This is a genomic window from Thermococcus nautili (genome assembly GCF_000585495.1).
GTDB lineage: Archaea > Methanobacteriota_B > Thermococci > Thermococcales > Thermococcaceae > Thermococcus > Thermococcus nautili.
On the sequence record NZ_CP007264.1, the window covers coordinates 1,440,147 to 1,465,320 of the forward strand.

The following is a 25,174-nucleotide window of genomic DNA, read 5'->3' on the forward strand; positions in this document are numbered from 1 at the left end:
GAAAAGGACATCAGCTCTTGATGGCAAGCTTGATGTCCTCGGCCTTGACGGTCTTCCTGCCGGCGTGCTGGGCGAGGGCGACGGCCTTCTTGGCAATCTCGAGGGCCTTCTCCTCAAGGTGCTCGGCGAGGACCTTGGCGGCCTCCTCGCTGACGCGGGCGGCACCGGCCTTCCTTATAAGCCTGTCAACCGGGGCAATTGGAAGCTCGGCCATTCACAACACCTCCTATCTTTTATTTGCAGGTTTCTGCGTTCTATTCTAGGAGTGAAGGCATATATAAACCTTTCGGAAAAGGAGCCCTCTGGGTGGGCCTATCGGCGCGATTTCAGTTAATCGTCGAGAATTCCGAGTCCGTCGGGCCCATCACTATTTTACACGAGAATGGCAACCCAGCCGGGAAGATTGAGAGAAGGTAGGAGATTGCCCCGCAAACCCGAAAGCCGCCCGAAAATCCTTCAAAAAAGTCTTCACTTATGTAAAAAGGCGTCCATCAGTCCTCAAAATTTGCCAGTAGGGTTTTTATAGTCAGGAATGCAATAGAGTGTTTACCGAGGAGGTGTTGCAGATGGTTGAGAAGTTCGACAAGATATACGACTACTACGTGGACAAGGACTACGAGCCGAACAAGAAGAGGGACATCATAGCCGTGTTCCGCGTTACCCCCGCCGAGGGGTACACCATTGAGGCGGCCGCAGGTGCAGTCGCCGCCGAGAGCTCGACCGGAACCTGGACGACCCTTTACCCCTGGTACGAGCAGGAGCGCTGGGCCGACCTTTCAGCTAAAGCCTACGACTTCATAGACATGGGAGACGGAAGCTGGATTGTTAGGATTGCCTACCCGTTCCACGCCTTCGAGGAGTGGAATTTACCTGGCCTTCTCGCGAGCATAGCGGGCAACGTCTTCGGAATGAAGCGCGTTAAGGGCCTTCGCCTTGAGGACCTCTACATTCCGGAGATAGTCCTCAGGAACTTCAACGGACCGGCCTTTGGTATCGAGGGCGTCAGGAAGATGCTCGAGATATACGACAGACCGCTCTACGGCGTCGTCCCCAAGCCCAAGGTAGGCTACTCGCCGGAAGAGTTTGAAAAGCTCGCCTACGAGCTCCTCTCCAACGGTGCAGACTACATGAAGGACGACGAGAACCTCACAAGCCCCTGGTACAACCGCTTCGACGAGAGGGCCGAGATAATGGCGAGGATTATTGACAAAGTCGAGAACGAGACCGGCGAGAAGAAGACCTGGTTCGCCAACATTACCGCCGACATCCGCGAGATGGAGAGGCGCCTTGAGATTCTGGCCGACCTCGGGCTCAAGCACGCGATGGTCGACGTCGTCATAACCGGCTGGGGCGCGCTTGAGTACATCCGCGACTTGGCGGCCGACTACGGATTGGCCATTCACGGCCACAGGGCGATGCACGCGGCCTTCACGAGGGACAAGTACCACGGCATCTCGATGTTCGTCCTGGCCAAGCTCTACAGGCTCATAGGAATTGACCAGCTCCACGTTGGAACCGCCGGCGCCGGAAAGCTCGAGGGCGGAAAATGGGACGTCATCCAGAACGCGAGGATTCTCAGGGAGGAAACCTACACCCCCGACGAGAACGACGTCTTCCACCTCGAGCAGAAGTTCTACGGCATGAAGGCAGCCTTCCCGACCAGCTCAGGCGGTCTCCACCCGGGCAACATCGAGCCGGTCATAGAGGCCCTCGGAAAGGACATAGTCTTACAGCTCGGCGGTGGAACTCTCGGCCACCCGGACGGACCGGGAGCCGGAGCGAGGGCGGTGAGACAGGCCATCGACGCCATAATGCAGGGAATCCCGCTCGACGAGTACGCCAAGACCCACAAGGAGCTCGCTCGCGCCCTCGAGAAGTGGGGCCACGTCACGCCGGTCTGATGACCTGTCCGGCTTCAGCTTTTCTTTTCGTCTTCCGTTCAAACTTTTCTCCAAAGGTGATTTAACGCACTTCCCCTTAGTTGCCCCGGTGGTTCCATGCATCCGGAGGGATTCCTTGAGGTCATAACCGGCCCGATGTTCGCCGGAAAGACGAGCGAGCTGATAAAGAGAATCGAAAGGCAGGCCTACGCCAAGCGGAAGGTCGCCCTCTTCAAGCCGAGCATAGACGACCGCTATTCGCGAAGCGACGTGGTTGCCCACAACGGTCTCAGGTACAGGGCCTACGTCGTCCCCACGAGCGAGGAAGGGGTTGAGAGAATAGTCGAGCTGACGAGAAAGGAGGGCTTTGATGTAATCGGGATTGACGAGGTTCAGTTCTTCCCGATGGGTATAGTCGATGCGCTCAACGAACTCGCTGACGAGGGCGTTTACGTCATAGCGAGCGGTCTGAATCTCGACTTCAAGGCGGAACCGTTTCCAGTCATGAAAGAACTCCTCGTCAGGGCAGACAACATAGTTTACCTTACCGCCGTTTGCACGGTCTGCGGAAGGCCGGCGACGAGAAGTCAGAGGCTGATAGACGGAAAGCCGGCCCCACGGGACTCACCGGTAATAATGGTGGGAGGAAAGGAAAGCTACGAGGCGAGGTGCAGGCTACACCACGAAGTCCCCTGAGAGGACTTTCTCCCACGTCTTCACGTCCTTGAGGCCGTGTCCGGTCGCAACTACAACCACGGTCTCGTCTTTGTCTATTACTCCCTCCTCGCGCATTTTCTTGGCGAGTGCGAGGGCCGTTGCAGAGGACGGCTCTACGAATATCCCCTCCCTTCCGAGGAGCATGCCCGCCTCCGCCGTCTCCCTGTTGGTAACCGTGTCAAGGTGGCCGTCGCTTTCCCTCACGGCCCTTATCACGTTCTCGCCGTCGACCGGCTTCTTGACCGCTATGGCACTCGCTATCGTCGGAACCTTCTTCTGGACCTTCTCAATCGGCTTGCCCGTCTTCCATGCCCTCACTATCGCGTCGTAGCCCTCTATCTGGGCCCCGGCAATCCTCGGCAGGTCCTCAACGAGGCCGACTTTGTAGAACTCCTTAACTCCCTTCCAGATTGCCCTTAAGTGGGTTCCTGCTCCAATGGGAACGATAATCCAGTCAGGGACGTTGTAGCGGAGCTGGTCAAGGATTTCGAAGCCCGTCGTCTTCTGTCCCTCGACGCGGTAGTGGTAGTTGCCCGTCAGGTAGTAATCCTCCTCCATCGCCTTCCTCTCGGCCTCCGCCAAAGCTTCGTCGTAGGTCTTTCCGAAGACCTCGACCTTTGCCCCGTACATTCTCGCTTGAGTGAGCTTCTCCCCAGGAGTTCCCTCCGGGACGACGATGGTAACCTCAAGCCCGGCTTTGGCGCCGTAGGCTGAAACGCTCGCCGCCATGTTGCCGGTTGAGGCCACTATAACCTTCCTCGCGTGGAATTCCAGGGCCTTGGTTATCTCGACGCTCGAACCCCTGTCCTTGAAGGCTCCCGTTGGGTTCTCGCCCTCGTATTTGACGTAGAGCTTTCCAAAACCTAGCTTCTCCTCAAGGCGTTTGAGCCTGTAAAGCCTCGTTCCGCCCTCGTTGAGCGTGACGATTCTCTTGAGGTTCGAAACCGGAAGGAACATCCAGTACTTCCACACGTGCGGACTTTCTCTGAACCAGGGGTCGTCGTCCTCGATTAGGTTCGCTATGTCGTCGTAGTGGTAGGTAACGTCCAGCGGGGCGCCGCACTTTGGGCATTTGTAGAGCCCGGAAGCGAGCGGGTATTCGGCACCGCAGTGGGTACAAACTAGCTTGGCCTCGAACATCTCAACCACCTGGGTTTACATAGGTGAAGGTGGGTTTTTAAATTCAGCTTTTAAACCGAAAAAGGTTTAAAGGCCATTTTCTAACTTCAGGTTAGGGAAAGGGGGTGAGAACATGGAATCGGGCGAGATGGGAAAACTGCTCGACATACTCGGAAACGAAACCCGGAGGAGGATTCTCATCCTTCTCACCAAGAGACCGTACTTCGTCAGCGAGCTGAGTCAGGAACTCGGAGTCGGACAGAAGGCCGTCCTTGAGCACCTGAGAATCCTCGAAAAGGCCGGGCTCATCGAGGGCCGAACGGAGAAGATACCCAGGGGAAGGCCGAGGAAGTACTACACCATAAAGCGCGGTTTCAGGCTTGAGGTACTGCTTACTCCCTACACGTTCGGCACCGAGATGTACGAGCCAAAGAAGCCGAGGCAGACGGCAGAATACGCCCAGGCGAGACAGCTCATAAAATCAACCGAGCCGGTTGAGACGAAGATAAACGAACTCCTCCAGTTCCTCGGCGAGATAGAGAGGCGCGTTGACGAGGTTATGAGAACCAAGCAGGAGCTCGAAGAGGTCAGACTGCTCATAGAGACCTACATAGAGAACCTTCTCAGGAGGATAGCCCAGGAGAACGAGAGGGAATTCGAGAGGCTCATGCGCGAGTTCGGTCCGAGGCTTCCGAGGAAGATAGTGGAAGACCTGAACGACTTTTAGGAAGCGGATAGAGAATAAAGAGGGCCGTTAAAGTATCTTGCCCTCTTCCTTCATCCTGACGAGCCTGGTTATGTAACCGGCAATCCTGTTTCTGATGGTCTTGCTCGTGACGTTGGTGAGCTCCTGAACCATCTTCTTGTTGTGCTCGAAGTCCCTGGTGAACTTGTCCGGATACCTGTCAAAGAGCTCGCGAGCGGTCCTCTTGATGAAGGTCTGCTTTATGTTCCCCATTTCCATCACCTCTAACCTGACCCTGTGGCCGTATCTCAAATCAAGGGCATCTTTTAAAAGTTTTCCCACACCGCCGGAAACCCAAGGGTTTTATAGTGCCACGAAAAGCTCAACCCATGCTGAGGGAGGTAATCCACTGCAGGGGACACGAGAACGTAAAAGCAACTCACCGCTCGACGCTCGAGATAACGACCGAGGACTTTCTAACGCCCCGGGGAGACTGCATAATCTGCGTTTCTGCCGACAAGGCCTTGAGCGACCTGAGCGAGGAGTTCAAGAGTGCCCTTAGGAGGGGCGCAAGGCTCCGCGTGGTCATACGCGCCGGAAACCTTTCCGATGAGCTCACCGCATACGGGAGTCCGGAGCTGAAGCTCGAAAGCCCGGTTTCGATGGTGATAAGGAAGAGTGACTACATAGACGCCAGAACCCTCGCGATAAAAGCTACTAAGTCCGCGAAGGACATAAAGCGGGAGCTCGTCGAGCTCCTCAGGAACCCCGAAACCATTGTCACGGTCGAGCTCGTAATCGAGGAAAAAGCTTAAAAGCTCCAACTCTTTTATTTACTTGAGGTGAAGAAAATGCTCGAGGGCTACTACATAGTCGAGAACACCGGAGTCGTTCCGGCCGAGAGGAGGTTCAAGTTCAAGGACCTGAAGGCGTGGGGCTACGACCTGCACCTTGGAACGATAGATGGAAAGGAGGCCTACTTCGTCTCAAGAACGGGAACCCACGAGGAGGGCGAGACCTACACGCAGGACGGCAGGGAGTACCACATCAGCGAAACTCAGAGGGAGATACCGAAGAACGCGAGGTTGCTTGCGAGAATCGTCATAGAGCGCGGTCAGCCCTACCTTGAGTTCTGGCTCGATACGGAGGAAGCCAACTACCCGCTCGCCAAGGAGGACCCGAGGCTAATCCTGCACCGCTTCTGGACGGCCAAGAAGTTCAACCAGCTCGAGAAGCACGTCGGGAGCGTCGGCCTGACCACGGACTTCTTCAAGGACAACGTCTTCGTGAAGAGCCTTCCGCTGCCCTTCGAGGAGTACCCGCCGAAGGTGAGGAGGGTTCTGAGGGAGGTCAGAGACGTTCACAGGGATTTGACCGGCTTCGGAAGGTTCGTCTTCCAGTACTACGGCGAGGAAGAAGAGACCCACAACTACCGCCTCTGGTGGCTCCTGCCGACGATACACCTCTTCGACGTCGAGGTCTCGAACGAGGTTGACAAGATTCTGGCGATGCTGGATTGAGGCGTGATTAGGCCTCTCCATTTTTCCACAGCTCAAGGAGGTAGTCCTTCTCCTCCATGAAGACCTTTGCGCGCTCCCTTACGAGCTTCTCGGCTTCTTCCGTGCTCGCGTCCAGCGTCCTCCTCACGAAGTCCGCAGTCTTGGCGAAGTAAAGCGGTATCAGCGGCTCGGCTTCGCCCATAATCCCCTTCCTGTAGGCAGCGGCGCCCTCGTAGAGGACGTGGCTCCAGAGCCTGTCGTCGAAGTCGAAGTCCCTCAGAGCCCCTCTCACGGCCTCAAATGTTCCCGGCCTCAGGACCCTTTTGAGAACCCTCTCGTATTGTGAGAAGAGCTCTCTCGCCTTTCTCTCAAGGAGCTCAAGGGTGACGTTGACAGGCTCAGGCTCGCCACCTCTGAAGTCGCCAAAAACCGGAACGGGCTCGATTTTCCTGACGTTCATCCAAACGTCCTCGTACCTCCCCATCAGCATGAAGAGAGTCCCGACGACCTGGTTGAACATCGGGCCGAGCGACTGTGCGGGGTCCTTGGGGTCGTGAACCTTGACTCCGAGGGGGGCCTGAACGATTCTCAGCCCGTTCGCTATCGCCGTAGTTGTCAGGAATATGTCTATCCCAAAGCGCGCAACGTGGGTGTTCCAGACGTCTTCGGAGAGGCAGAGCTCCATCAGCTTCCTCCCGAGCCCGAAGTCGCCGCCGATGGGCTGCCTGACGTCCCTGCCGTAGAGGGAAACGGTCATCGGGTAGGCTATGCCGTTGGTTATAGTCCCGTCCCACTTGTGCCTCAGGTAGAGCGGCGCGACGAAGTCGTAGCCCCTCCCAATGGGTTCAGCCAGGAGGCGAATCCACTCCGGCGTTATGCTCCTCAGGTCGCTGTCAACAAGGACCAAAACGTCAGCGTCCCTTCCCAGGGCAAACTCCATCAGCTCCTTCACAGCGCTCCCCTTGCCCGGAATCGGCCAGCGGTAGGTGAAGCTGTGAACCTCCACCCCCTCCGGAACCTCCGTGCCCATGACCACCTCCCAGGTCCCGTCGGTGCTCCCGCCGTCCGCGTTTACGATGATGCCCCCGCCGAAGTACCTCGCAAGGCCCTCCGCGGCCTGCCTCACCACAAAACCTATCGTCCCGGCGTTGTTGTAGCTCGGGATTCCGACGACGACCCTCATCGCGACCCCCTTGAAAATTATTCGGGCAAGGGTTAAATAGCTTTCGCGCCGAGTTAATAAAGGTGATGACCTTGCTGAAGGTCGGCGTGGTGGGGTGCGGCAACATATTCAACCTCGCCCACAGGGACGCGCTGAAGGTTCTCCAACGCGAGGGGCTCATTGACGTCGTCGGCTGTTTCGACCTCGTGAGGGAGAGGGCTGAGGAAGGAGCGAGGGCCCTCAACGCCAGAGCCTTTGAAGGCCTCGACGAGCTGATAGGCGAGGTAGATGTCGTCGAGATTCTCACGCCGACCCACACGCACGCCGAACTGGCAGTTAAGGCCCTGAAGGCCGGCAGGCACGTGATTGTCGAGAAGCCGATAGCGCTCACGGTTGAGGAAGGCGAGCGAATGATTGGGGAAGCCATGAAAAGGGGCCTTCACCTGCTCGTGGGCCACGTCAGACGCTTTGACAAGCGCTGGATGAGCATGAAGGATGTCATAAGGAAGCGCAACATCCTGCCGACCCACGTCAGGAAGGTGGAGGTTCAGAACCTCCCGTTTCCAGCGGACTACTGGTACTGGGACGAGCGGAAGAGCGGCGGGGTCGCGCTCGACCTCGGCGTCCACGTGACGGACTTCCTGCGCTGGTTCCTTGATGCGGAACCGGTGAGGGTTTACGCGGTCGGGAAGGCGATAAAGGAGGAGGCGAGGAGGAACGGCACCTTTGACCACTTCGTCATGATGATTGAATTTGAGGGAGGGAAGACGGGCATAGGCGAGGTCAGCTGGGCCTACCCGTATCCCTCGCGCTACGGCGTCTTCTACCACCACGTGGACGTGATTGGAAGGAACGGGAGGATAAGGTACACACCCCTCGACACCCCCGTCGTCGGGGTCGCGAAGGCCAGCTTCGAGATGCCCCGCTTCTCCCCGCTCCTCTCGACGTTTCCCGACGCGTTCGAGCGCGAGCTGGAGCACTTCTTCAGGGTGATAGCCGGTGAGGAAGAGGCAGTTGTAACGGCAGAAGACGCCCTGATTGCCCTCAGGATTGCAGAGAAAGCAAGGGAGAGCGCGAGAACCGGGGAGGTGGTGGAGGTATGAGACTGAAGTTTGGGGTGATAAGCTACGCCCATCCCCATGCCCTCCGCTACGCCCCGGCCATAGCGGGCGGGAGGTTCACGGAGCTCGTTGCCGTCTCCGGGGACGGCCCGAACTCGGACGTCGCCCAGGCCGAGGCGAAAAAGTACGGGGCGCGCTTTTACAGGAGCTACGAGGAGCTGCTGAGGGACGATGAGGTCGAGGCCGTCTACATAGCCTCAGAATCCTTCAGGCACGCGGGGATGGCGATAAGGGCCATGGAAGAGGGGAAGCACGTCCTCCTCGAAAAGCCGATAGCCCTGAGCCTCAGAGAGGCAGACGAGGTAATCAGGACCGCGAGAAGGGCGGGGGTAAAGCTCATGCTGCCCTTCAACCCGCGCTTCACTGAGCCCCTTCGGAAGGCCAAGGAGCTCCTTGATGCTGGAGAAATCGGACCCCTCGAGTACGTTCACGCGATTTCCGAGAACGTAAAGCCCCCGATATTCATCCAGGGGCTGGACATGAGCTGGTTCCTCGACAAGAGCAGGGCCGGCGGCGGTGGCTTCATGGACACGGCCCCCCACGGCGTTGATTCCCTCATCTGGCTGACCGGCAGGGCTCCGAAGAGGGTCTACGCGGACATAGGGAGCAAGGTCTACGGCTTCCCAGTCGACGACATAGGGACGGCAATACTTGAATTCGATGACGTCTTGGCCGTCCTCACCGCTGGCTGGGGCAATCCAAAGGGCTACTCCTACGGAATCGAGATGAAGTACTACCTCGTCGGCAGGGAGGGCTTCCTCGACGTGAGAACCGCCTACCCGGACTTCACCGTCTACCAGGACAGGGCCGAGAAAATCTACTGGGACAGGCCGGACGTGAGGGGAATCGTCGAGTCCTTCGCGAGGGCTGTCCTCAACGATGAACCCGTCCCGATAGACGGCGAAACCGGAAAGCTCAACCTCGCGGTAATACTCGCGGCATACGAGTCCTCCGAGAGGAAGAGACCCGTGACGGTGAAGCTCCGATGATTGAGGAACTAATTCAGGAAGCCATAAGGGCCGGTGACCCTTACGGAGCCCTCAAAGGGGCGCTACACTACGGAGAGGGAAGACTCGCAGTTTTGGGCAGGGAATTCAGGGTGGGGGGCAGGGTTTACGTCCTCGCCATCGGAAAGGCCTCCTGCCGGATGGCGAGGGCGGTCTTTGAGACCCTACCTCGTGAGCTGGTTGGAGACGCGCTGATAGTTACGAAGCACGGCTACGCTATGGACTGCGATGGAATTGAAGCGAGGATAATCGAGGCGGGTCACCCGATTCCGGACGAGAACTCCCTCCTCGCCGGAAAGCTGGGCCTTGAGCTCGCGGAGAAGGTTGGCAGAGACGACATCCTTCTCACCCTCATCTCAGGAGGCGGGAGCGCGCTCTTCGTTTATCCCGCTGAGGGGATAAGCCTCGAAGACCTCATCAGGACGAACGAGCTCCTACTTAGGAGCGGGGCGACGATAAGGGAAATCAACACCGTCAGAAAGCATCTGTCAAGGGTCAAGGGCGGAAGGCTTGCGAAGGCCGTGAAGGGAACTGTGGTAAGCCTAATCGTCTCGGACGTCGTTGGCGACGACCTCAGCTCAATAGCATCCGGAATAACCTCCCCAGACCCGACAACTTACCGCGACGCCTACGAAGTCCTCGTGAGGCGCGGAATCTGGGACAGAGTCCCGGAGAGCGTGAGAAGAGTCATTGAGCGGGGCATGCGCGGGGAAATCGAGGAGACGCCGAAGGAACTCGGCAACGTCCACAACTTCATAATCGCGGGCAACTCAAAGGCGTGCGAGGCCGTGGCGAGGAAAGCTGAAGAGCTCGGCTTCAACTCGGCGGTGATGACGACGACGCTTGAGGGCGAAGCTAAGGAGGTCGCTTTGGCGGTCGGCTCGATAATAGAGGAAGTAGCAAAGCGGGACAGGCCCGTTAAAAAGCCCGCCGTCCTCGTCTTCGGGGGCGAGTGGACGGTGACCGTTGGAGACGCGAAGGGCCTCGGCGGGCCCAACCAGGAGTTCGCGCTGAGCATCGCCCGGAAAATAGCGGGGCTCAACGTTACCGTTGCGGCCTTCGACACCGACGGGACGGACGGGCCAACAGACGCGGCGGGAGGAATCGTGGACGGGGAAACGCTGAGGAGGCTCGAGGAAGCTGGTGTTGACGTGGAGGAGGCCCTCAGGAATCACGACAGTTATCACGCCCTCGAAAGGGCCGGCGCGCTTCTCAAGACCGGCCCAACCGGGACGAATGTGAACTCGATGGTCATAGCGGTTGTTGGAGACCGCGGCGACGCCCTTTGAGACGGAGGTATTCCTCCACAAGGGCCCCTATGAGCAGAACGCTCATAAACACTGCCTTTCCTGGGTTTTCCTGACCCTTGTATGCTCTGTAGAGGGTCAGCCCAACACCGACCACGAGGAACCACATCCCTATGAGAATCTCCCTCATTAGGAATGCGCGCCGTCCTCTTGAGAGAACCCTTACCTCAGAACTTTCCCTCAGGACAATCCGCTCGTCACCGGGCACGAACTCCAGCAGGGTTATCGGAACAACCGCCAGCAAAAGGTAGGGAAGAAACCACAAGAGAAGGAGGTACAAAAAGACCAGGTAAAGCACCCGCGCAAGGTTTATGTCACTGCTCCGCTGAAGTGAAAGGAACTTCCTCAACGGGTCGAGGAGGTGAAGTCCGACCCTTCTCGCCACGGCCTTTCTCTTTCCTTCAAACCTGGCGACGAGGTTGCCGAGAAAGGGAAGCTTCAGAGGGACTGTGGAGGCGAGAAGGAAGCTCTCCCCCTCGAAGTCCACCAGATAAAAGTGCCCCTCGTAGCGCTCCCGGATAAAGTCCGGCGCAAGGCCCCATATCTCCCTGTTAGTACCTTTAACCCAGTACACGAATGTGTTCTCCCCAAGAAACTTTTCGAGCTTTTCGGGACTTCCTTCAACGACTACTACGCGCTCAAACGTTACTCGCATGTGTGTCGGTTTGATTATTCCTTTTTATAGTTAACGCTCGGCGGGAAAAACCGATAAATACTCCAATCCCGATGATTTTAGGGTGCAATCAATGGGCTTGAGCAGAAGGGAGCTGATAAGAAAGCTCTGGCACGTTTCGCCCGGAATCCTTGGGGCACCGATAATACTCTTCACGCCAAGATGGGCACTTTACCACCCCACGAGCCTTAAAACACCAAAACCTTTTTAAGTCTTGCAAGCGTAATAGAATCTCGGAGAGGCCACCGTAAAACAACCCAAGCTGGATGAGGTGTTTCAAGTTACCCTCCAGCATTGGAGGGTTGACGCCGTAAGGCGTCCTTATCAAGAACTGCCCGTTGTGGCAGTTAAAAGCTCTAATGGTGGCCTCCAAGCCATAACCCCAATCCGGCTTCGCCGGTAGGGGTAACGGGCCGAAGACCCGGCCCGCGGGCTGAACCGAAAGGGGCAACCCGAGTAAGTAATGGGCCCGCAAACCGAACCGCCCGTTAGCGAGGGGTTAACTCGTTGGAACCCTCGCCCTTCAGGGCGGGGAGGAGGTCAGTCGTCGTCTGGTCGCTGGCTTTCCTCTACACACTTCAGCATCTCAAGCTCCTCCGCGGCTGGAAGTTCACCGTTCCAGTAGCGGACCTCAGTTACCGAACGATGGCACGGGAAGACGAGCGCGACAACTTCCTCGGAAGCTTTCTCTTCTGGGTGACGATGGGGATTATCTGCACGGTCTTTCCAAAGCTCATGGCGCTCTCGGCCCTGTGGGTCTCGACCTTCGGCGACTGCTTCAACGCCATTGCCGGACAGGCCCTCGGCGGACCGAGGATTCCCTGGAACCCTCGAAAGACCCTAATCGGAAGCGCAACGATGTTCATTGTTTCAGTTCTGGCCCTCTGGGGTGCACACAGGGTCCTCTCGCTCGACCCGAGCTGGGGCATTATCGCAGGCGTCGCCCTTCTCGCCACTCTACTCGAAAGCCTTCCCCTCCGCTCGGCCTACGACGAGTTCACGGTTCCCTTCGCAACAGCTCTCCTCCTGTGGCTCGTCTACGGTGGGTCTCTGCTGTCGCCGGTGTGGTGATTAAACCCGCACAAACCCCCAGCTCCTGAAGTGCGTCTCTATGCCCTCCGTTTTTATCCCCAGCGAGCGAACCTCGTCGCGGAGCTCCGAGAGAAAAGCCCTGAAAAGCTCCTCTCTGGTTAGGACGCTGTAGCTTTCGGGAAACTCGGAGCGGAGCGTTTCCCGAAATTCGTTTCCGGCCTTTCGGAGGTTTAGAACCTCGAAGAAGTAGTAATCGACAAAACCTTTCGTTTCCTCAACAATCCGTGAAACGTCGGTGACGCCCGGTATTATCGGGCTGACGAAGGCGTACGTTCTTATTCCTTCCTCGTGAAGCCTCTGGAGGGCGTTAATGCGGGCTTTCATAACCGGTGTTCGGGGCTCGAGAATAGATTTGTCACGGCCCTCAAAGGAGTTGAGAGTTAAGCCAACCTCAATCGAGCGGAAGAGCTTGAGAAGGTCGATATCCCTCGTCACGAGGGGCGATTTGGCGAGTATCGCGAGCTCATTCCTCTTGTCCATGAAGCGGAGCGTCGAGCGGGTGAGCTTTAGCCCGGCCTCGACCGGCTGGTAGGGGTCGCTCACCGTGGACATCACGACCTTTCCCTTCACGTGCTTCCTCGCAAGTTCGGGCGCGTTGATTTTGGCTATCACCCAGCTCCCCCATTCCTTCCCTCTGAACTCCCGAACGACGCTCTTGGCGTAGCAGTATGGGCAGGCGAAGGAACAGCCAACGTACTGGTTGACGCTCCATGAAACGCCGGGAATCCGCGAGCGCGTGTAGAGGGATTTGGCCCTTCGCCTTACGACCTCAATCTTCATAAGCACGGGTAGGGACTACTCCTTAAAAGGTGGTCGCATGGAAGTCGAGGTTCGGCACCGGCCCGTCCGCTATGCGAGGCTCGAAATCAAGCCCGACGGGAGAATCGTCGTGACGGCGCCGGAGGGCTTTGACGTGAACGCTTTCCTCAAAAAGCATGAGAGGTGGCTGAGCAACCGGCTGAGGGAGCTCGAAGAAGTCAGGAGGGAATCGGCGAGAGGTTTCCCGTTCTTCGGCGAGTTCTACCGGCTCGAGCTGGGGAACGTTCGAGAAATTGAGCGCGGTGAGGATAAGCTAATCCTTCCCGCCGAGCGTGAGCGGGCGCGAAAGGCCCTGAAGGAGCTCCTGCGGGCCAGGGTAACGGCGCTCGTCGCCCTCTACTCCGTCCTGATGGGCCTTTCCCCCGGCAAAATCTACATCAGGAACCAGAAGACAAAGTGGGCGAGCTGTTCGAGCAGGGGAAACCTGAGCTTCAACCTCCGCCTCGTGGCTTTACCCGAGAGGCTGATTGAGTACGTCGTAATCCACGAGATGGCGCATCTGCGCTACCTCGACCACTCCAAGGCTTTCTGGAGGCTCGTGGGGAGATTTTATCCGGGCTACGGAACCGCGAGACGAGAGCTGAAGCGCTGGTGGGGGATAATCGAGGTCAACGAGGGGTGGAGATGGCTGGAGGGAAGGGAGTGATTGGGAGAATCCTTAAGCTCATCGCACTGATGGCGGACGAGATAATCGTTGCCATAGTTCTGCTCGCGGTTCTGCCAGCCCTGGGAATAGAAGTGCCAGCCCTCGTCACGGGGCTGATTCTGGGAATCCTCCTCGTCAAGGACGTTCTGATAGCTCCGTACGTGCTCGGAGGCGGGCTCGAAAAACGGCCCCAGACCGGGCCCGAATCGCTCGTCGGCAGAACCGCTATGGTTGTTGAGGACCTCTCGCCCGAGGGCCTCGTGAAGCTCGACGGTGAACTCTGGCGCGCGAAATGCCTTCACGGAACGGCGAGGAGGGGAGAGAAGGTCAGGGTCGTGGGGGTTGAGGGGACTAAACTTATTGTCGAGCCCTGAACTGTTGCTGTACTTCGGCATGACTCTGTTCGTCCTCTACGGAAAGCTCAGGTCACTAACAGAATGACAAATCATGAATCCAAACTTTAACAAAGGGTTAACAGCGACAACGGCAAGGTATATTTATTCCGCAGAAAACGGCGTTTGTACTGCGAGGGAAGGCTCATGGTTCACCTTTACATCATCCTCGACGAAGCGGGCGACATGGGCTTCTCAAAAGGCAGTAGCAGGTACTTCGTTATGGGTGCCATCGTAGCTAAAGCGGAAGACGTTAAGAAAATCCGCCGGATTCCCAAGAAGGCCAGAGGGAAACTCGGCAAGAAGAAAAAGGACATACCTGAACTCAAGGCCTCAAAGAGCAATGATAAAATAAGGAAATTTGTTCTCGATGAGCTTTACAAGTGCAAGAGCGCTCACGTCTCGGCGGTTTACATAAACAAGGCGAACACTTACGGCTACATCAGGGAAAACAGTTTCCAGAAGGCAGTTCACTACAACTATCTTGCGAGGGTTCTGATAGTCGAGTCGCTAAAGAGCTACCTCGAGAGCATCGGTTACACCTCTGACAAGGCCCTAACCGTTGAGATATTCCTTGACAGGTACCACACAACAAAATTCCGGAAGAAGAATCTGGAGGAGTATATCAGAAAGATGATAAGAGACGCATTCCCCTACGAAGTTAACGTGCTCGTGCATCAGAAGGACTCCCAGGGAGAACCGCTGATTCAGGTTGCGGACTTCGTTGTCAACGCGTTTTACAGAAAGCTCAACGGAAAGGGAAACCTCCTCACAAAGTTCGAGAGCTCAGGAAGAGTTCTTAAATTCAAGCAAATTTACTGAAACCAAACGAGAAGCAGGAATCGGACCCCGGGCCGCCATTTGCGCGTACCTCAAGGTACGCGGCGGACACCGGGACTTACCCTCATCTCCATACGTACGTTACGTGCGCTCTCTTTTAAAAGTTTAGGTGCAAGTTTGTGTAGCTAAGCTCCTCGTTGAACCCCCAACGAGCGAAGAACCTCGGTGATTTCCTCCGGGCGGTTGGTCGAGAACGAAACGTCCCAGCCCTTCCGCCTCTTGAGGTAGACGCAGGCCTTTCCGGGCAAGGTGAAGTGGAGCGGTGCGTTGCAGGAAACCCAGCTGTTCCTCACGGCGAACCACTCGATTTCGTCAATCCTGATGGTTTTTCTGATGAAAAGGCCGAGGAAACCGCTGAGAAAGATTCTGTCCTCGTAAACCCTCACACGGAAGGCCATTGCCTCAAGGATTACCGCTATCGTGAGGGCCGTTGCAACGGTCATTATGAGGACGCCCTGACCGGTGGCGAAGCTCTCGTAGAGGCCGATTGACATACCTATTATCGGAGGGACGAGCAGGGCGATTATCCACTTGGAATAGAGCGTTTCCTCATAGAGCATGGCCCATCGGTAGAGGTTCCCGCCAACGCTTTAAACCCCTTCCCAAACCTATGGTGGTGATACGATGGTTAGGGTAATGCCGGTTGACAAGCTGACCGACGATGACGTGAGGGAGATTCTGACGAAGTACCGGAAGATAGCCCTCGTTGGAGCCTCTCCGAAGCCCGAACGCGACGCGAACGACGTCATGCGCTACCTCCTTGAGAAGGGTTACGAGGTCTATCCCGTCAACCCCCGCTACTCTGAAGTCCTCGGGCGGAAGTGCTACCCGAGCGTTCTCGACATTCCTGACGAGGTCGAGATAGTTGACCTCTTCGTAAGGCCAGAGTTCACGAAGGACTACGTTGAGCAGGCGATAAAGAAGGGCGCGAAAGTTGTCTGGTTCCAGTTCGGGACCTATGACCGGGAAGCCTTCAGAAGGGCAAAGGAGGCGGGCCTTACGGCTGTCGCCCACCGCTGTATCAAGCAGGAGCACGCGAGGCTTGTGGGAGAATGAAGAAACCGGAAAAGCCGGTGAAAGAGGACATTAACTCCAAAAGAAAGAATAACGGGGTCATTTTCTAAGGTAGTGCCACCAGGGATATATCATCTTCCTCAGCCTACCCATGAACCCGCCGAATTTCACCGCGATAATTGACACAATCACGAACAGGACGATGAAGAACGTGGCCTCGGATTGTGTGTAGAACGCCCCCGATTTGAGTTCGTACCAGATGGCCAGAGGAATGGCGATTATCAGCCCAATCCCCAGATACCAGAGGGCCCTGTACACGTATCGCTCGACGAAGAGCGCGAAATCCATAGCACCACCAGTATAGGGGCAACTTCTCTGATAAATAAACTTTTCGATGAATGAACTTAAGATAACACCATGAACGGGAATAATCATGCATCCTGATTATCGTATCGCAAAACCAGCATTTCAAAGGATATAGGGGTCTGAAAGATGTATTCCATGAGGGGCATCTAAAGTTGAGTAAAGTTGATAGAAACCCCCTTCAAAACTTGCACTTCCAAAAAAGCACTTACTGTTCCGCCAGCGCTTGCGAAGCTAACGCTAAAGGGGGTGTGGGGGTGTTAGCCCCCTCAGCAAGCTTTGCTTGCGCAAAGCTTGACCAAAATGGTTTAACTGTCCAGAAGGGCAGAGGGAAAGTTGCATGCGTTATCAAAAAGTCGATGGATTCAGGTTTACTCTTATGATAGCGTGTGGAGGGAAGTTTTTAGTTTTAAACAGCGCCCGGAGGGCGCTAACGGGAGGAAAACACGTTCAAAACTGGCAGGTTTGGAAGTAAACCCCCTAAGAACAAACTATTCAAAAGGCATGCCAACCTTGATGAAACTTTGCTGGGCAAAGTTTCTTAACGTGGGGGCGAAGCCCCACTCCGGGCGTTTAAGAGTACAGAGCAAGCTTTAACAAAGCTTGACCAAAAGTTAGTAGCTCCTTGACAGAAAACCCACCACAAGGATTTTCCCAACACTCACAAAATCTGCCTTCCCATAGGAGAACACTCTCAAACGGCTTTAAAAAGGGGTTTACTTCTCTTGACGCCCTTCGGGCGTCGATTTAAAAGCAAACCCACGACAAGGGGCAATTTAAACCGTTCTCATGTCAAAACAAGCCATTCAAAGAGAAAATCATACTTAAGATTCAATTTTCCAGAAGGAGCTACGGACTTTGATGAAACTTTTGCTTGGCAAAAGTTTCTGGTGCGGGGGCGGGGATTTGAACCCCGGAACCCCTGCGGGACGGGACCCTAAATCCCGCGCCTTTGGCCAGGCTCGGCTACCCCCGCGCGGAAGTGAGTTTTCGCTCCACCTTTAAAAGCTTTGAGGGGAAAGCCTTATAAGGATGTAAAGGAAGCTTTACGTAAAGGAAACTTTACATGGTGGGAGCATGGAACCCGGTTCATTGCTCGGTCTCCTGGTGGGCCTCGCGGTGGGATTATACCTTCCAACCATTTACAGAAGAAACGTAGGGTTTCAGCGTGATGAGAGGGCGGAGCGAATTGAAGAGAAAGCCTCCCTTTGGGCCCTCAACTTTGTTCAGATTACGAGTGGAGCGGGAGTAGCGTACTCGGCTTTCATAGCCGGAGATACCAGCACAGCGGCGTTCTCGTTCCTATTGGTTGCGTTCCTCACCGCCACAGTTGGGAGGCTTCTTTTAAAGGTGTACTACTCGAGGGTGATGTAAATGAACTGGGCGGTGATTGTTCTCCTTATCGCGGCCCTCCTGATTTACTGCACCACATTCTATCGCTTCATGAAGGAGACCGAAGGAATGAAAGACGAACGTGGGAGGCGTATAAACCAGGCGGCCTCTGAGGTGACCTTAATCATCGTCCAGACCCTACTCCTAGCTTCTCTAGTGACAGTGGAGCTTTTTGAAAGCATAAACCCCAGCCTATTGCTGGCCCTTATATTCACCGTGGCCGTTCTTGGACACAGCATACTGAGGTATCACTACGCAAAGGTGATGTGAATGGGATTCAAGACAATCCACTTCCTGTTTCTCTTCGCGACTATGTTGCTGATGAGCTACTATTCCGGGATAAACACCTACCTGAGCTGGCTCTTCTTCACAATCACATGGCTCGGGGTGTTGCTCCTCCTGAGGGTGTATAACAAGAGGGAACCAATAACCGACGAGAGGACAGAGCTGATAACCATGAAGAGCCTCTACAACGGAATGGGGATTGGTCTCGTGGTCTTCGGCTACGAGCTGATATGGCTTATTGGCCACGACAGCGAAACGGCAGTTCTGCTTTCCAAGTGGCTCATGTTACCCCTGCTTGCAGGCGTTTTGGCCGCGGCAATTCTGAAAGCCTACTACGAGAGGGTGATGTGATGCGCAACAGGTTGCGCGACCTTAGGGAGGCGAAAGGGCTAACTCAAGAAGAGCTCGCAAGGGCCTTAGGAGTTACGAGGCAGACGATTATTGCGATTGAGAAAGGGAAATACGACCCCTCCTTAAGGCTGGCCTTCAAGATAGCGCGGTTCTTCGGCGTTAAAATCGAGGACATCTTCATCTACGAGGGTGATGAAAATGCTCGTTGAGGTTGAGAACCTTGAGAAGGATTACGGAAAGGTCAAGGCCCTGAAGGGGGTAAGCTTCTCCATCCGGGAGGGCGAGATATTCGGCCTCATCGGGCCGAACGGAGCGGGAAAGAGCACGACCCTCAAAATCCTCGCAACGCTCCTGAAGCCAACCGGCGGGACGGCGAAAATAGCGGGCTATGACGTCGTCAAGGAAGCCGACAGGGTCAGGGCACTGATAAGTTATCTGCCAGAGGAGGCCGGAGCGTACAAGAACCTCACCGGGAGGGAGTACCTGGAGTTCATGGCGAGGCTTTACGCCAAAGACGAGCGGAAAGCCCGGGAAATGCTCCAGCTCGGCGCTGAGCTCGCCGGCCTCGGGGAGAGGCTCGACGACAAGGTCTCAACGTACTCCAAGGGAATGACGCGCAAGCTGTTGATAGCGAGGGCCCTCATGATGAGGCCGAAGCTGGCAATCCTCGACGAACCGGCGAGCGGGCTCGACATAGTGAACGCTTACGAGATTAGGAAGACGATAAGGCGCTTCGCGAGGAGCGAAGGAACGACGTTCCTGATTTCAAGCCACAACATGCTTGAGGTCGAGTTCCTCTGCGACCGCGTTGCCATGATTGCCGGCGGAAGAATCGTGGAAATTGGAACGCCGGAGGAGCTGAAAACCAAATACGGCGCCGAGAACCTCGAGGAGGTCTTCATGAGGGCCATCGGCGTGAGCATCCCAGAGCCGGTCGGGGGTGAGGGCTCATGAGCGATTTTCTCGTCCTGGCCAAGAAGGAGATAAAGAACCTGATGCGGGACAGAAAGCTGATTTTCGGCCTCATAATCGTGCCCCTTATCGTCTATCCCGCCCTTGGAAAGATGATGCAGTTCGGGTTTGAAAGCGCGACGAAGGAAACGCACGTGGCAATAGTCAACTTCGACGATGGAAAGTACGGTGAGTTGCTGATAAGGGCCCTAAACGTCACCCCCAACGTCACTGTAACCGTCATAAGCGCGGGTTCGGTTGACGACGCCCTGAGAAAGGCACTCCAGGAAAATCAAAACGTCCTGGTCGTGATTCCCCATAACTTCAGCGAGAGCATTGAGTCCGATGAAGCCGCGACGGTCCAGATATACGGGGTCTTCAAGGAGATTGGCTCGGGGATGAGGGAGAGCGTGAGCGAGGGCAGGATTAACGCCGTGATAAACGTCCTCTCGGAGGAGATAGCGAAGCTCAAGGTTCAGGAACTCGGCGCGAAGAACCCGGACGCGGTTCTGCACCCGATAAGGGCGGAGAGCAAGTCATACCTCCTTGGCAGAATCGTTGACGTTCCCCCAACGGTTGTCTCGCAGGTCCTGGCTTCCCAATCCTACGGACTGCCCCTCATAGTCTTCCTGATGGTCATGATAACGTCCCAGATGTCGGCGGGAGCTGTGGCAAGCGAAAAGGAGAACAAAACCCTTGAGACGCTCCTGACGCTCCCTGTGAGAAGGACGACGATTGTGGCATCGAAGATAACTGGAACGGCAGTGATGGGCGTTATAGCGGCCTTAGCTTACATGATTGGCCTCAAGCAGTACATGGCGGGGTTCGGGACCCAGACGGGCGTCTCGCTGAGTGAACTCGGCCTCTCGATAACACCAACCGGCATGGCACTCTTCGGCGTCGTCGTCTTCCTGACGATAGCATTTTCGCTGAGCCTCGCGATGCTATTGGCTGTCTTCGCCGAGGACGTTCAGAGCGCCAACACGGTGGTCAGCTCGGTCATACTGCCCCTCGCCTTCCCGTCGTTCGTCCTGATGTTCGTTGATATCAGCCAGCTCCCGGCCCTCTGGAAGTACCTGCTCTTCGCCAGCCCCTTCACTCACCCTGTCGTGGACTACCGCTACCTCATAGCGAAGGACTACACGGCTCTCGGCGCGAGCATAGCTTACCTCGCCATCGTCGCCGGTGCAACGCTCTACGTAACCGCGAGGGTCTTCGCCAGCGAGAAAATCCTGACCGCAAGGCTCGGGTGGGGAAGGCGGAAGGGGAGAGAGTGAGCGGGTTTTCTTTTCCTTTTTCCGTGGAACGTTCCCGGCGTTTGCAACGAGAATTTGGCGTGTTGGAGTTGAGCTAAGAAACCTTTAAAAGTACGAGTGCATAACATGAAGTTGAGCCCGCTAGAATATCGGGCGATGAGCCGCATGAGCATGAAGTCCCGTTGAGGGACGGAGTTGGCGGGCCCTTCGAGTGGTGGCCCTGGCAGACCCTTATGAAGCCGGGGACGCACCGTGAGAGGGGCTTCATAGTATTCCTCTTTTCCGCAGTTCTTTCTTGAGAGCGTTTGGATTAGGATTCTTCTCGTAAATCTCGCGGCCGATGTATGCGAGGTTATCTGTGAGAAGAACAACGTGCCGGAACTCGTATCTTCTCTTAGCCAAACTTTCCTTGAAAACGTTCTTTTGGCCTGAATACTCGCTGAACTTTTTAAGCACGGCATCGTCGAGAATTAGAATGCGAGTATTCTCCGATTTGTTAGCCACCTCATCCTTAATCTCGCTCAAAAAGGGAGTTATGATGATTTTCTCCAGATAGGGTTTTAGTTTTTCGAATCTGCCTGGGAATTTTGCAATGTAGTTCCTTCGCTCCTGCTTCGGAAGCTCCGCCAAGTGCTTAAGCCAGCTGCCTTTCTCTCGTATATGTCTGAGATTGTTGTAATCTACCTCAACTAACGCGTAGATGGTTCTTTTCTGCCTGCTTCTGTCTACAGAGATTACAAGCGCCTTCATTCCGCCACCAGCCAGCTCGGCCTCTTCTCCTCGGGAATCAGCTCGACGAGCTCTCTGAGTTCTTCTGGAGTCAAGATGTAAACCTCATCGGGAAGCTCGGCCTTTGAGGGAACGTAAATAAGCCTCTGCTCGACGTTATAGACCTTGCCCCTCTTCCTCTGCCTCTTGATTTGCTTGCGAACCTGCACCTTGAGCATCGGTCCCACCAGCATCCAGTAAAGAGACCCCTTTATAAATTCTTCTACCGTAGAATGTAACGGACAATAGGTGGGGAAAAATCAAGAAGTTAGATTTTCAATTCTCCTCGAGTCTTATTGCAACGTCCGACCACCTTCATTTTTTCCACCTCCGTTCCCTGCGTTTCAATTCTCCTCGAGTCTTATTGCAACACGACCTTAACGTCCCCCGGCTGTGGGGCGAAGCCATGTTTCAATTCTCCTCGAGTCTTATTGCAACCTTCTCGTCCACCAGCAGGAAGATGGCCAGCACCAGGTTTCAATTCTCCTCGAGTCTTATTGCAACTTCGCTCATCATAGACATTTCAAAAGCTCCAACGTGTTTCAATTCTCCTCGAGTCTTATTGCAACATAGTAAACATTCACCGTCGCGTCCGATTTTACCGCGTTTCAATTCTCCTCGAGTCTTATTGCAACTCGGGCACGTAGTCCGTTGCCCTTTGCTTCACGTAGGTTTCAATTCTCCTCGAGTCTTATTGCAACCTTCTTCTTCCACGCCTCGTAGTCGAAGTCGGCAGGGGTTTCAATTCTCCTCGAGTCTTATTGCAACTCTATGACCTGAGTGGCAACATGGTCAGAGTGCCGGCGAAGTTTCAATTCTCCTCGAGTCTTATTGCAACATGAGAACGGCCGAGAGGTCCTCATCGTCATCTTCGAGGTTTCAATTCTCCTCGAGTCTTATTGCAACCTTCAGGCCTTAGTCTTGGGGCTATCGTTTACATCAACGCGTTTCAATTCTCCTCGAGTCTTATTGCAACAAGCGGTTAAGGTGGGGTTGAGATGGGCGACATAACGGTTTCAATTCTCCTCGAGTCTTATTGCAACGTAGCGGACAAGACAACAAAAGCGGTAGTCTATTCTTGTTTCAATTCTCCTCGAGTCTTATTGCAACCCTTCGGCAGTTTCTTTATCTGCTTGAGAAAATGCATGGTTTCAATTCTCCTCGAGTCTTATTGCAACCATTTTGTATGACGTGGCTTGATGACTGAGAAACAGGTTTCAATTCTCCTCGAGTCTTATTGCAACCGTTTTACACTTTTTCCTTAATCGTGACGACTTCATGAGTTTCAATTCTCCTCGAGTCTTATTGCAACAGGTCGGCAGGGTGGCATAAGCTAGAGTTTGTAAACAGTTTCAATTCTCCTCGAGTCTTATTGCAACATACCGGCAAGCGATAACTATAACAAACGAGAACAGCAGTTTCAATTCTCCTCGAGTCTTATTGCAACTATCAAGATTGGCAACCTTGGCCAAAGGAGAAAGGAAGTTTCAATTCTCCTCGAGTCTTATTGCAACAGGGCGCGAAACTCGCCCTTTCGCCCAACAGAAAAAGACGGACCGTCCAATATTTAAGCCTTTCTGGAAATCGAACTTTAACCCTGGCCTTTTGTTGGTTGTACAAACGCCCGAGGAGCACCCCCCACAAGTGCGAACAACCCGGATTAGCGCTTCCCCCAGCCGAGGGAATAGCTTACCGCGATTTCCCGAGGTGTTACTGACCTCTGTTGGGTCGTCCAACGGCTATCCTGCGTTTCTCCTGGAAACAATCCAATTTAAGCAGGTTTTACGGTCGCTCAGGCGCCAGGAAGACATCATTCGGAATGTTCGAAAATATTTCGTTACACAGACCAACAAAACCGTTCCGATAGGTTACGTCTATATGACCACAAAAATCGATTTCCGGAGCGGGCCTGTAAGAGCATTCTCAAAGGGAAGGCCAACGCGAGCCGAAAAATTGTGGAGAACAGCACTCGTCGAGGTGTCACTCAATCGGCACGCCGTCCTTCGTCCTTGGAGCGAGCCACTTCATGAGCTTCCTCGGGTTCTTTGTGCGGATTATTATCGTTATCGGGCCGAGCGGGCTCTCCTCGTTGAAGTTCACAACTCCCGCGTAAGCGGCCTGCTTGTTCACCTTGACTATTATCTCCTCGCCGAAGTAACCCTCCTCGAGGAAGGAGCGCGCGGTGTCGAGTATCGCCTGCCCTCTGAAAAGCTCATAGAGCCTGCTGAGGGCTTTCCTGCTCCTCGTCTTCCCCGTGAGGATTACGTAATCGCCCCTGTCAAAGACCTCGAACTCCAAATCGGGCACAAGGTTCAGCATGGCTCTCTTTACCTTCTCGATGTCCTCGGTCGGGTAAACGTACGCCTCAAGCTCGACTTCCTCAAACAGCTCCTCCATGCTCTCACCGGGCTAAGGTCGAAAGAAGGCTTATAAACCCAACCGCCCAGATAATTAGGGTGGCCGAAAGATGTTAGAAGGTTTCATCGAGGGGCTCGCGAGGTACCTCCTCGAAATCAGCGGGGGAAGCCTAATCTGGGTGTCCTTCTACGCGGGCCTCTTCGTGGCTTTGATGACATCGCTCGGAGCTATGGTGGCCCTCTTCGCCAAAAAGCTTCCGGCTGAAGGCGTTGACTTCTCGCTCAGCTTCGCGGCCGGGGTTATGATTGTCGCCTCGTTTACCTCGCTCATTCTGCCGGGAATAGCGAGCGCCGGGTTTCCGCCCGTGGCCCTTGGAATAGCCCTCGGCGTCCTGCTGATTTACGCCGTTGACAGGCTTCTGCCCCACGAGCACCTCGTTAGGGGCTATGAGGGGCCGAAGGGGATGAAGGAACGCCTCAGGAAGGTCTGGCTCCTCGTTTTCGCGCTCATAATCCACAACCTGCCCGAGGGGTTAGCGGTTGGAACGTCCCTCGTTTACAACCTCGAGGTCGGCCTCATCACGGCCATAGCGATAGGTATACAGGACTTCCCCGAGGGAACCGTTGTCTCGCTCCCGCTCGCGGTCATACAGAAGAAGAGCCTCGGCCCTGTTCTCATCGGCGTCCTGAGCGGTTTGGCCGAGATGGTCATGGTAATCCTCGGCGCGGTCTTCTTCACTGCCTTCGCTTGGACGCTACCTTACGGCCTCGGCCTCGCAGGAGGGGCAATGCTCTACGTCACAGTGAAGGAAATGATTCCGGAGATATACAGGGGAGAGAAGAGCGAGACCCTCGTCACGCTGGGCTTCTTCGCGGGCTTCTACGTCATGCTCCTCCTCGATTCAGCCCTCGGATGATTTCCCCGACGAGGGTAGCTACTTTCTCCTCGTATTCCTCTTTGCTCCCGTCGTTTATTAGCATGTGGTCGGCCATCGCTATAACGCCACCGATTCCAAAGCGGAGCTCCTTCCAGTCCCTCTCCTCAAAGTCCTCCCAGTTCTGGGGGTCATCGTGCCTTCCCCTGGCCTTCAGCCTCTCGAAGCGGAGCTTCGGCGGTGTGTGGACAGCAACGATGATGATTTCTTCCTCAGGAAAGGCCCCCCTGAAGGTTCCCACCTCGTCGAGGGAGCGAACGCCGTCTATGACCACTAACGGGCTCTCCTCTAAGAGGGCCCTCACCTTCTCGACCGCGAGCTTGGCAACGGCGTTCTGACCGAGCTCCTGTCTCAGGCGAATGCTGACCTTGGCAACGTTTTCCTTGGTGAGCTCGAGGCCACGCTTTAGGGTCTCCTCACGCACGATGTCTCCGAGAGAAACGCTGGGAAAGCCCCTCTTCTCGAACTCCTTTACAATCCTGCTCTTTCCAGAACCGGGCATTCCAGTGACTATTACTATCATTGAGCCCACCCCGAGTAGCT

At 55.3% G+C, this 25,174-nt stretch carries 33 protein-coding genes, 1 tRNA gene and 1 CRISPR repeat array; of the genes, 21 read left to right on the forward strand and 13 right to left on the reverse strand.

The window, feature by feature from the left end:
• Positions 1-10 precede the first annotated feature (10 nt).
• Positions 11-214 carry an archaeal histone HpkB gene (gene hpkB / locus BD01_RS07900; protein WP_011251239.1) on the reverse strand — a complete coding sequence of 68 codons (204 nt, stop codon included), beginning with the start codon at positions 212-214 and terminating at the stop codon, positions 11-13.
• Positions 215-566: 352 nt separating this feature from the next.
• On the opposite strand from hpkB, the gene rbcL reads away from it, so the two are divergent.
• Together rbcL and BD01_RS07910 are read left to right on the forward strand one after the other, a co-directional pair.
• Positions 567-1,901: a type III ribulose-bisphosphate carboxylase gene (gene rbcL / locus BD01_RS07905; RefSeq protein WP_042691728.1), complete on the forward strand. Its 1,335-nt coding sequence runs from the start codon at positions 567-569 to the stop codon at positions 1,899-1,901.
• 96 nt (positions 1,902-1,997) lie between these two features.
• Entirely contained in the window at positions 1,998-2,576 is a 579-nt protein-coding gene (locus BD01_RS07910; protein WP_042691730.1) for a thymidine kinase, read from the forward strand.
• On the opposite strand, the gene thrC is transcribed toward BD01_RS07910, so the two are convergent.
• On the reverse strand, positions 2,556-3,737 hold the full coding sequence (gene thrC, locus BD01_RS07915) for a threonine synthase (RefSeq protein ID WP_042691732.1): 1,182 nt from the start codon (positions 3,735-3,737) through the stop codon (positions 2,556-2,558). The two genes, BD01_RS07910 and thrC, sit on opposite strands and share 21 nt — an antisense overlap.
• Positions 3,738-3,849: 112 nt before the next feature.
• On the opposite strand from thrC, the gene BD01_RS07920 reads away from it, so the two are divergent.
• Positions 3,850-4,443 (forward strand): ArsR/SmtB family transcription factor, encoded by a 594-nt coding sequence (locus tag BD01_RS07920; RefSeq protein WP_042691734.1) that lies wholly within the window; start codon positions 3,850-3,852, stop codon positions 4,441-4,443.
• A gap of 27 nt (positions 4,444-4,470) precedes the next feature.
• Here BD01_RS07920 and BD01_RS07925 read toward each other — a convergent pair whose 3' ends face one another.
• Positions 4,471-4,674 carry a 30S ribosomal protein S17e gene (locus BD01_RS07925; protein ID WP_042691737.1) on the reverse strand — a complete coding sequence of 68 codons (204 nt, stop codon included), beginning with the start codon at positions 4,672-4,674 and terminating at the stop codon, positions 4,471-4,473.
• 116 nt (positions 4,675-4,790) lie between these two features.
• Here BD01_RS07925 and BD01_RS07930 point away from each other — a divergent pair, with 116 nt between their 5' ends.
• A complete protein-coding gene (locus tag BD01_RS07930) occupies positions 4,791-5,216 on the forward strand; it encodes a DUF371 domain-containing protein (RefSeq protein ID WP_042691739.1) in 426 nt (141 codons plus the stop codon).
• 36 nt (positions 5,217-5,252) lie between these two features.
• On the forward strand, positions 5,253-5,921 hold the full coding sequence (locus BD01_RS07935; protein ID WP_042691741.1) for a TIGR00703 family protein: 669 nt from the start codon (positions 5,253-5,255) through the stop codon (positions 5,919-5,921).
• A gap of 7 nt (positions 5,922-5,928) precedes the next feature.
• Here the strand turns inward: BD01_RS07935 and BD01_RS07940 are convergent, their stop codons facing one another.
• Complete coding sequence (locus BD01_RS07940) at positions 5,929-7,083, reverse strand: glycosyltransferase (protein ID WP_042691744.1); 1,155 nt, start codon at positions 7,081-7,083, stop codon at positions 5,929-5,931.
• Between the two features lie 65 nt (positions 7,084-7,148).
• Between BD01_RS07940 and BD01_RS07945 the strand changes: the two genes are divergently transcribed.
• Genes BD01_RS07945 through BD01_RS07955 form a run of 3 tightly spaced genes read left to right on the forward strand, consistent with a single transcriptional unit; the run spans position 7,149 to position 10,479 of the window.
• Positions 7,149-8,165, forward strand: coding sequence for a Gfo/Idh/MocA family protein (locus BD01_RS07945; RefSeq protein ID WP_042691746.1), 1,017 nt, complete (start codon positions 7,149-7,151; stop codon positions 8,163-8,165).
• Positions 8,162-9,172: a Gfo/Idh/MocA family protein gene (locus tag BD01_RS07950; protein WP_042691748.1), complete on the forward strand. Its 1,011-nt coding sequence runs from the start codon at positions 8,162-8,164 to the stop codon at positions 9,170-9,172. Before BD01_RS07945 ends, BD01_RS07950 begins: the two co-directional genes overlap by 4 nt.
• The gene (locus BD01_RS07955) at positions 9,169-10,479 is read left to right on the forward strand and encodes a glycerate kinase type-2 family protein (protein ID WP_042691750.1); all 1,311 of its coding nucleotides are present in this window, start codon (positions 9,169-9,171) and stop codon (positions 10,477-10,479) included. The genes BD01_RS07950 and BD01_RS07955 overlap by 4 nt, the downstream gene beginning before the upstream one ends.
• Here the strand turns inward: BD01_RS07955 and BD01_RS07960 are convergent.
• Positions 10,442-11,152: a hypothetical protein gene (locus BD01_RS07960; protein WP_156927400.1), complete on the reverse strand. Its 711-nt coding sequence runs from the start codon at positions 11,150-11,152 to the stop codon at positions 10,442-10,444. The genes BD01_RS07955 and BD01_RS07960 overlap by 38 nt on opposite strands.
• Positions 11,153-11,243: 91 nt before the next feature.
• Between BD01_RS07960 and BD01_RS11260 the strand changes: the two genes are divergently transcribed.
• Both BD01_RS11260 and BD01_RS07965 read left to right on the forward strand, forming a co-directional pair.
• Entirely contained in the window at positions 11,244-11,381 is a 138-nt protein-coding gene (locus BD01_RS11260; protein WP_245599213.1) for a hypothetical protein, read from the forward strand.
• 296 nt (positions 11,382-11,677) lie between these two features.
• A complete protein-coding gene (locus BD01_RS07965; RefSeq protein WP_051482187.1) occupies positions 11,678-12,241 on the forward strand; it encodes a diacylglycerol/polyprenol kinase family protein in 564 nt (187 codons plus the stop codon).
• Here the strand turns inward: BD01_RS07965 and BD01_RS07970 are convergent, their stop codons facing one another.
• Positions 12,242-13,042: an SPL family radical SAM protein gene (locus BD01_RS07970; protein WP_211233892.1), complete on the reverse strand. Its 801-nt coding sequence runs from the start codon at positions 13,040-13,042 to the stop codon at positions 12,242-12,244. It lies immediately after the preceding gene.
• A gap of 37 nt (positions 13,043-13,079) precedes the next feature.
• Between BD01_RS07970 and BD01_RS07975 the strand changes: the two genes are divergently transcribed.
• From BD01_RS07975 to BD01_RS07985, 3 genes are all read left to right on the forward strand, one after another.
• On the forward strand, positions 13,080-13,727 hold the full coding sequence (locus BD01_RS07975) for a M48 family metallopeptidase (RefSeq protein WP_042691758.1): 648 nt from the start codon (positions 13,080-13,082) through the stop codon (positions 13,725-13,727).
• A complete protein-coding gene (locus BD01_RS07980; protein ID WP_051482188.1) occupies positions 13,706-14,101 on the forward strand; it encodes an NfeD family protein in 396 nt (131 codons plus the stop codon). The genes BD01_RS07975 and BD01_RS07980 overlap by 22 nt, the downstream gene beginning before the upstream one ends.
• Positions 14,102-14,266: 165 nt before the next feature.
• On the forward strand, positions 14,267-14,941 hold the full coding sequence (locus tag BD01_RS07985; protein WP_245599215.1) for a DUF3800 domain-containing protein: 675 nt from the start codon (positions 14,267-14,269) through the stop codon (positions 14,939-14,941).
• A 143-nt stretch (positions 14,942-15,084) separates the two neighbouring features.
• Here the strand turns inward: BD01_RS07985 and BD01_RS07990 are convergent, their stop codons facing one another.
• Positions 15,085-15,519: a hypothetical protein gene (locus tag BD01_RS07990; RefSeq protein WP_042691763.1), complete on the reverse strand. Its 435-nt coding sequence runs from the start codon at positions 15,517-15,519 to the stop codon at positions 15,085-15,087.
• A gap of 64 nt (positions 15,520-15,583) precedes the next feature.
• Between BD01_RS07990 and BD01_RS07995 the strand changes: the two genes are divergently transcribed.
• Positions 15,584-16,015: a CoA-binding protein gene (locus BD01_RS07995; protein WP_042691765.1), complete on the forward strand. Its 432-nt coding sequence runs from the start codon at positions 15,584-15,586 to the stop codon at positions 16,013-16,015.
• A 57-nt stretch (positions 16,016-16,072) separates the two neighbouring features.
• On the opposite strand, the gene BD01_RS08000 is transcribed toward BD01_RS07995, so the two are convergent.
• Positions 16,073-16,321 carry a hypothetical protein gene (locus BD01_RS08000; RefSeq protein WP_042691767.1) on the reverse strand — a complete coding sequence of 83 codons (249 nt, stop codon included), beginning with the start codon at positions 16,319-16,321 and terminating at the stop codon, positions 16,073-16,075.
• 903 nt (positions 16,322-17,224) lie between these two features.
• Positions 17,225-17,312, reverse strand: a tRNA-Leu gene (locus BD01_RS08005).
• Positions 17,313-17,413: 101 nt separating this feature from the next.
• On the opposite strand from BD01_RS08005, the gene BD01_RS08010 reads away from it, so the two are divergent.
• The 6 genes from BD01_RS08010 to BD01_RS08035 are packed head-to-tail and all read left to right on the forward strand — an operon-like array spanning position 17,414 to position 20,592.
• Positions 17,414-17,710, forward strand: coding sequence for a DUF2178 domain-containing protein (locus tag BD01_RS08010; protein WP_042691770.1), 297 nt, complete (start codon positions 17,414-17,416; stop codon positions 17,708-17,710).
• Positions 17,711-17,998, forward strand: coding sequence for a DUF2178 domain-containing protein (locus BD01_RS08015; RefSeq protein WP_042691772.1), 288 nt, complete (start codon positions 17,711-17,713; stop codon positions 17,996-17,998).
• Positions 17,999-18,364 (forward strand): hypothetical protein, encoded by a 366-nt coding sequence (locus BD01_RS08020; protein WP_042691773.1) that lies wholly within the window; start codon positions 17,999-18,001, stop codon positions 18,362-18,364. It begins immediately after the preceding gene.
• Positions 18,364-18,573: a helix-turn-helix transcriptional regulator gene (locus BD01_RS08025; protein ID WP_042691776.1), complete on the forward strand. Its 210-nt coding sequence runs from the start codon at positions 18,364-18,366 to the stop codon at positions 18,571-18,573. Before BD01_RS08020 ends, BD01_RS08025 begins: the two co-directional genes overlap by 1 nt.
• Positions 18,563-19,318 carry an ABC transporter ATP-binding protein gene (locus BD01_RS08030; protein WP_042691778.1) on the forward strand — a complete coding sequence of 252 codons (756 nt, stop codon included), beginning with the start codon at positions 18,563-18,565 and terminating at the stop codon, positions 19,316-19,318. Before BD01_RS08025 ends, BD01_RS08030 begins: the two co-directional genes overlap by 11 nt.
• On the forward strand, positions 19,315-20,592 hold the full coding sequence (locus BD01_RS08035) for an ABC transporter permease (protein WP_042691780.1): 1,278 nt from the start codon (positions 19,315-19,317) through the stop codon (positions 20,590-20,592). Before BD01_RS08030 ends, BD01_RS08035 begins: the two co-directional genes overlap by 4 nt.
• Positions 20,593-20,835: 243 nt before the next feature.
• Here the strand turns inward: BD01_RS08035 and BD01_RS08040 are convergent, their stop codons facing one another.
• The 3 genes from BD01_RS08040 to BD01_RS08050 form a co-directional block, all read right to left on the reverse strand.
• On the reverse strand, positions 20,836-21,321 hold the full coding sequence (locus tag BD01_RS08040; RefSeq protein ID WP_042691783.1) for a hypothetical protein: 486 nt from the start codon (positions 21,319-21,321) through the stop codon (positions 20,836-20,838).
• Positions 21,318-21,518 carry a hypothetical protein gene (locus BD01_RS08045; RefSeq protein ID WP_042691786.1) on the reverse strand — a complete coding sequence of 67 codons (201 nt, stop codon included), beginning with the start codon at positions 21,516-21,518 and terminating at the stop codon, positions 21,318-21,320. Before BD01_RS08045 ends, BD01_RS08040 begins: the two co-directional genes overlap by 4 nt.
• Positions 21,519-21,612: 94 nt before the next feature.
• Positions 21,613-22,853: direct repeats of the CRISPR family, unit length 30 nt; unit sequence GTTTCAATTCTCCTCGAGTCTTATTGCAAC.
• 466 nt (positions 22,854-23,319) lie between these two features.
• On the reverse strand, positions 23,320-23,736 hold the full coding sequence (locus BD01_RS08050) for an RNA-binding domain-containing protein (RefSeq protein ID WP_042691788.1): 417 nt from the start codon (positions 23,734-23,736) through the stop codon (positions 23,320-23,322).
• A 70-nt stretch (positions 23,737-23,806) separates the two neighbouring features.
• Between BD01_RS08050 and BD01_RS08055 the strand changes: the two genes are divergently transcribed.
• On the forward strand, positions 23,807-24,613 hold the full coding sequence (locus tag BD01_RS08055) for a ZIP family metal transporter (RefSeq protein WP_042691790.1): 807 nt from the start codon (positions 23,807-23,809) through the stop codon (positions 24,611-24,613).
• Here BD01_RS08055 and BD01_RS08060 read toward each other — a convergent pair.
• Positions 24,582-25,154 carry a dephospho-CoA kinase gene (locus BD01_RS08060; RefSeq protein WP_042691793.1) on the reverse strand — a complete coding sequence of 191 codons (573 nt, stop codon included), beginning with the start codon at positions 25,152-25,154 and terminating at the stop codon, positions 24,582-24,584. The two genes, BD01_RS08055 and BD01_RS08060, sit on opposite strands and share 32 nt — an antisense overlap.
• Positions 25,155-25,174: the final 20 nt, after the last annotated feature.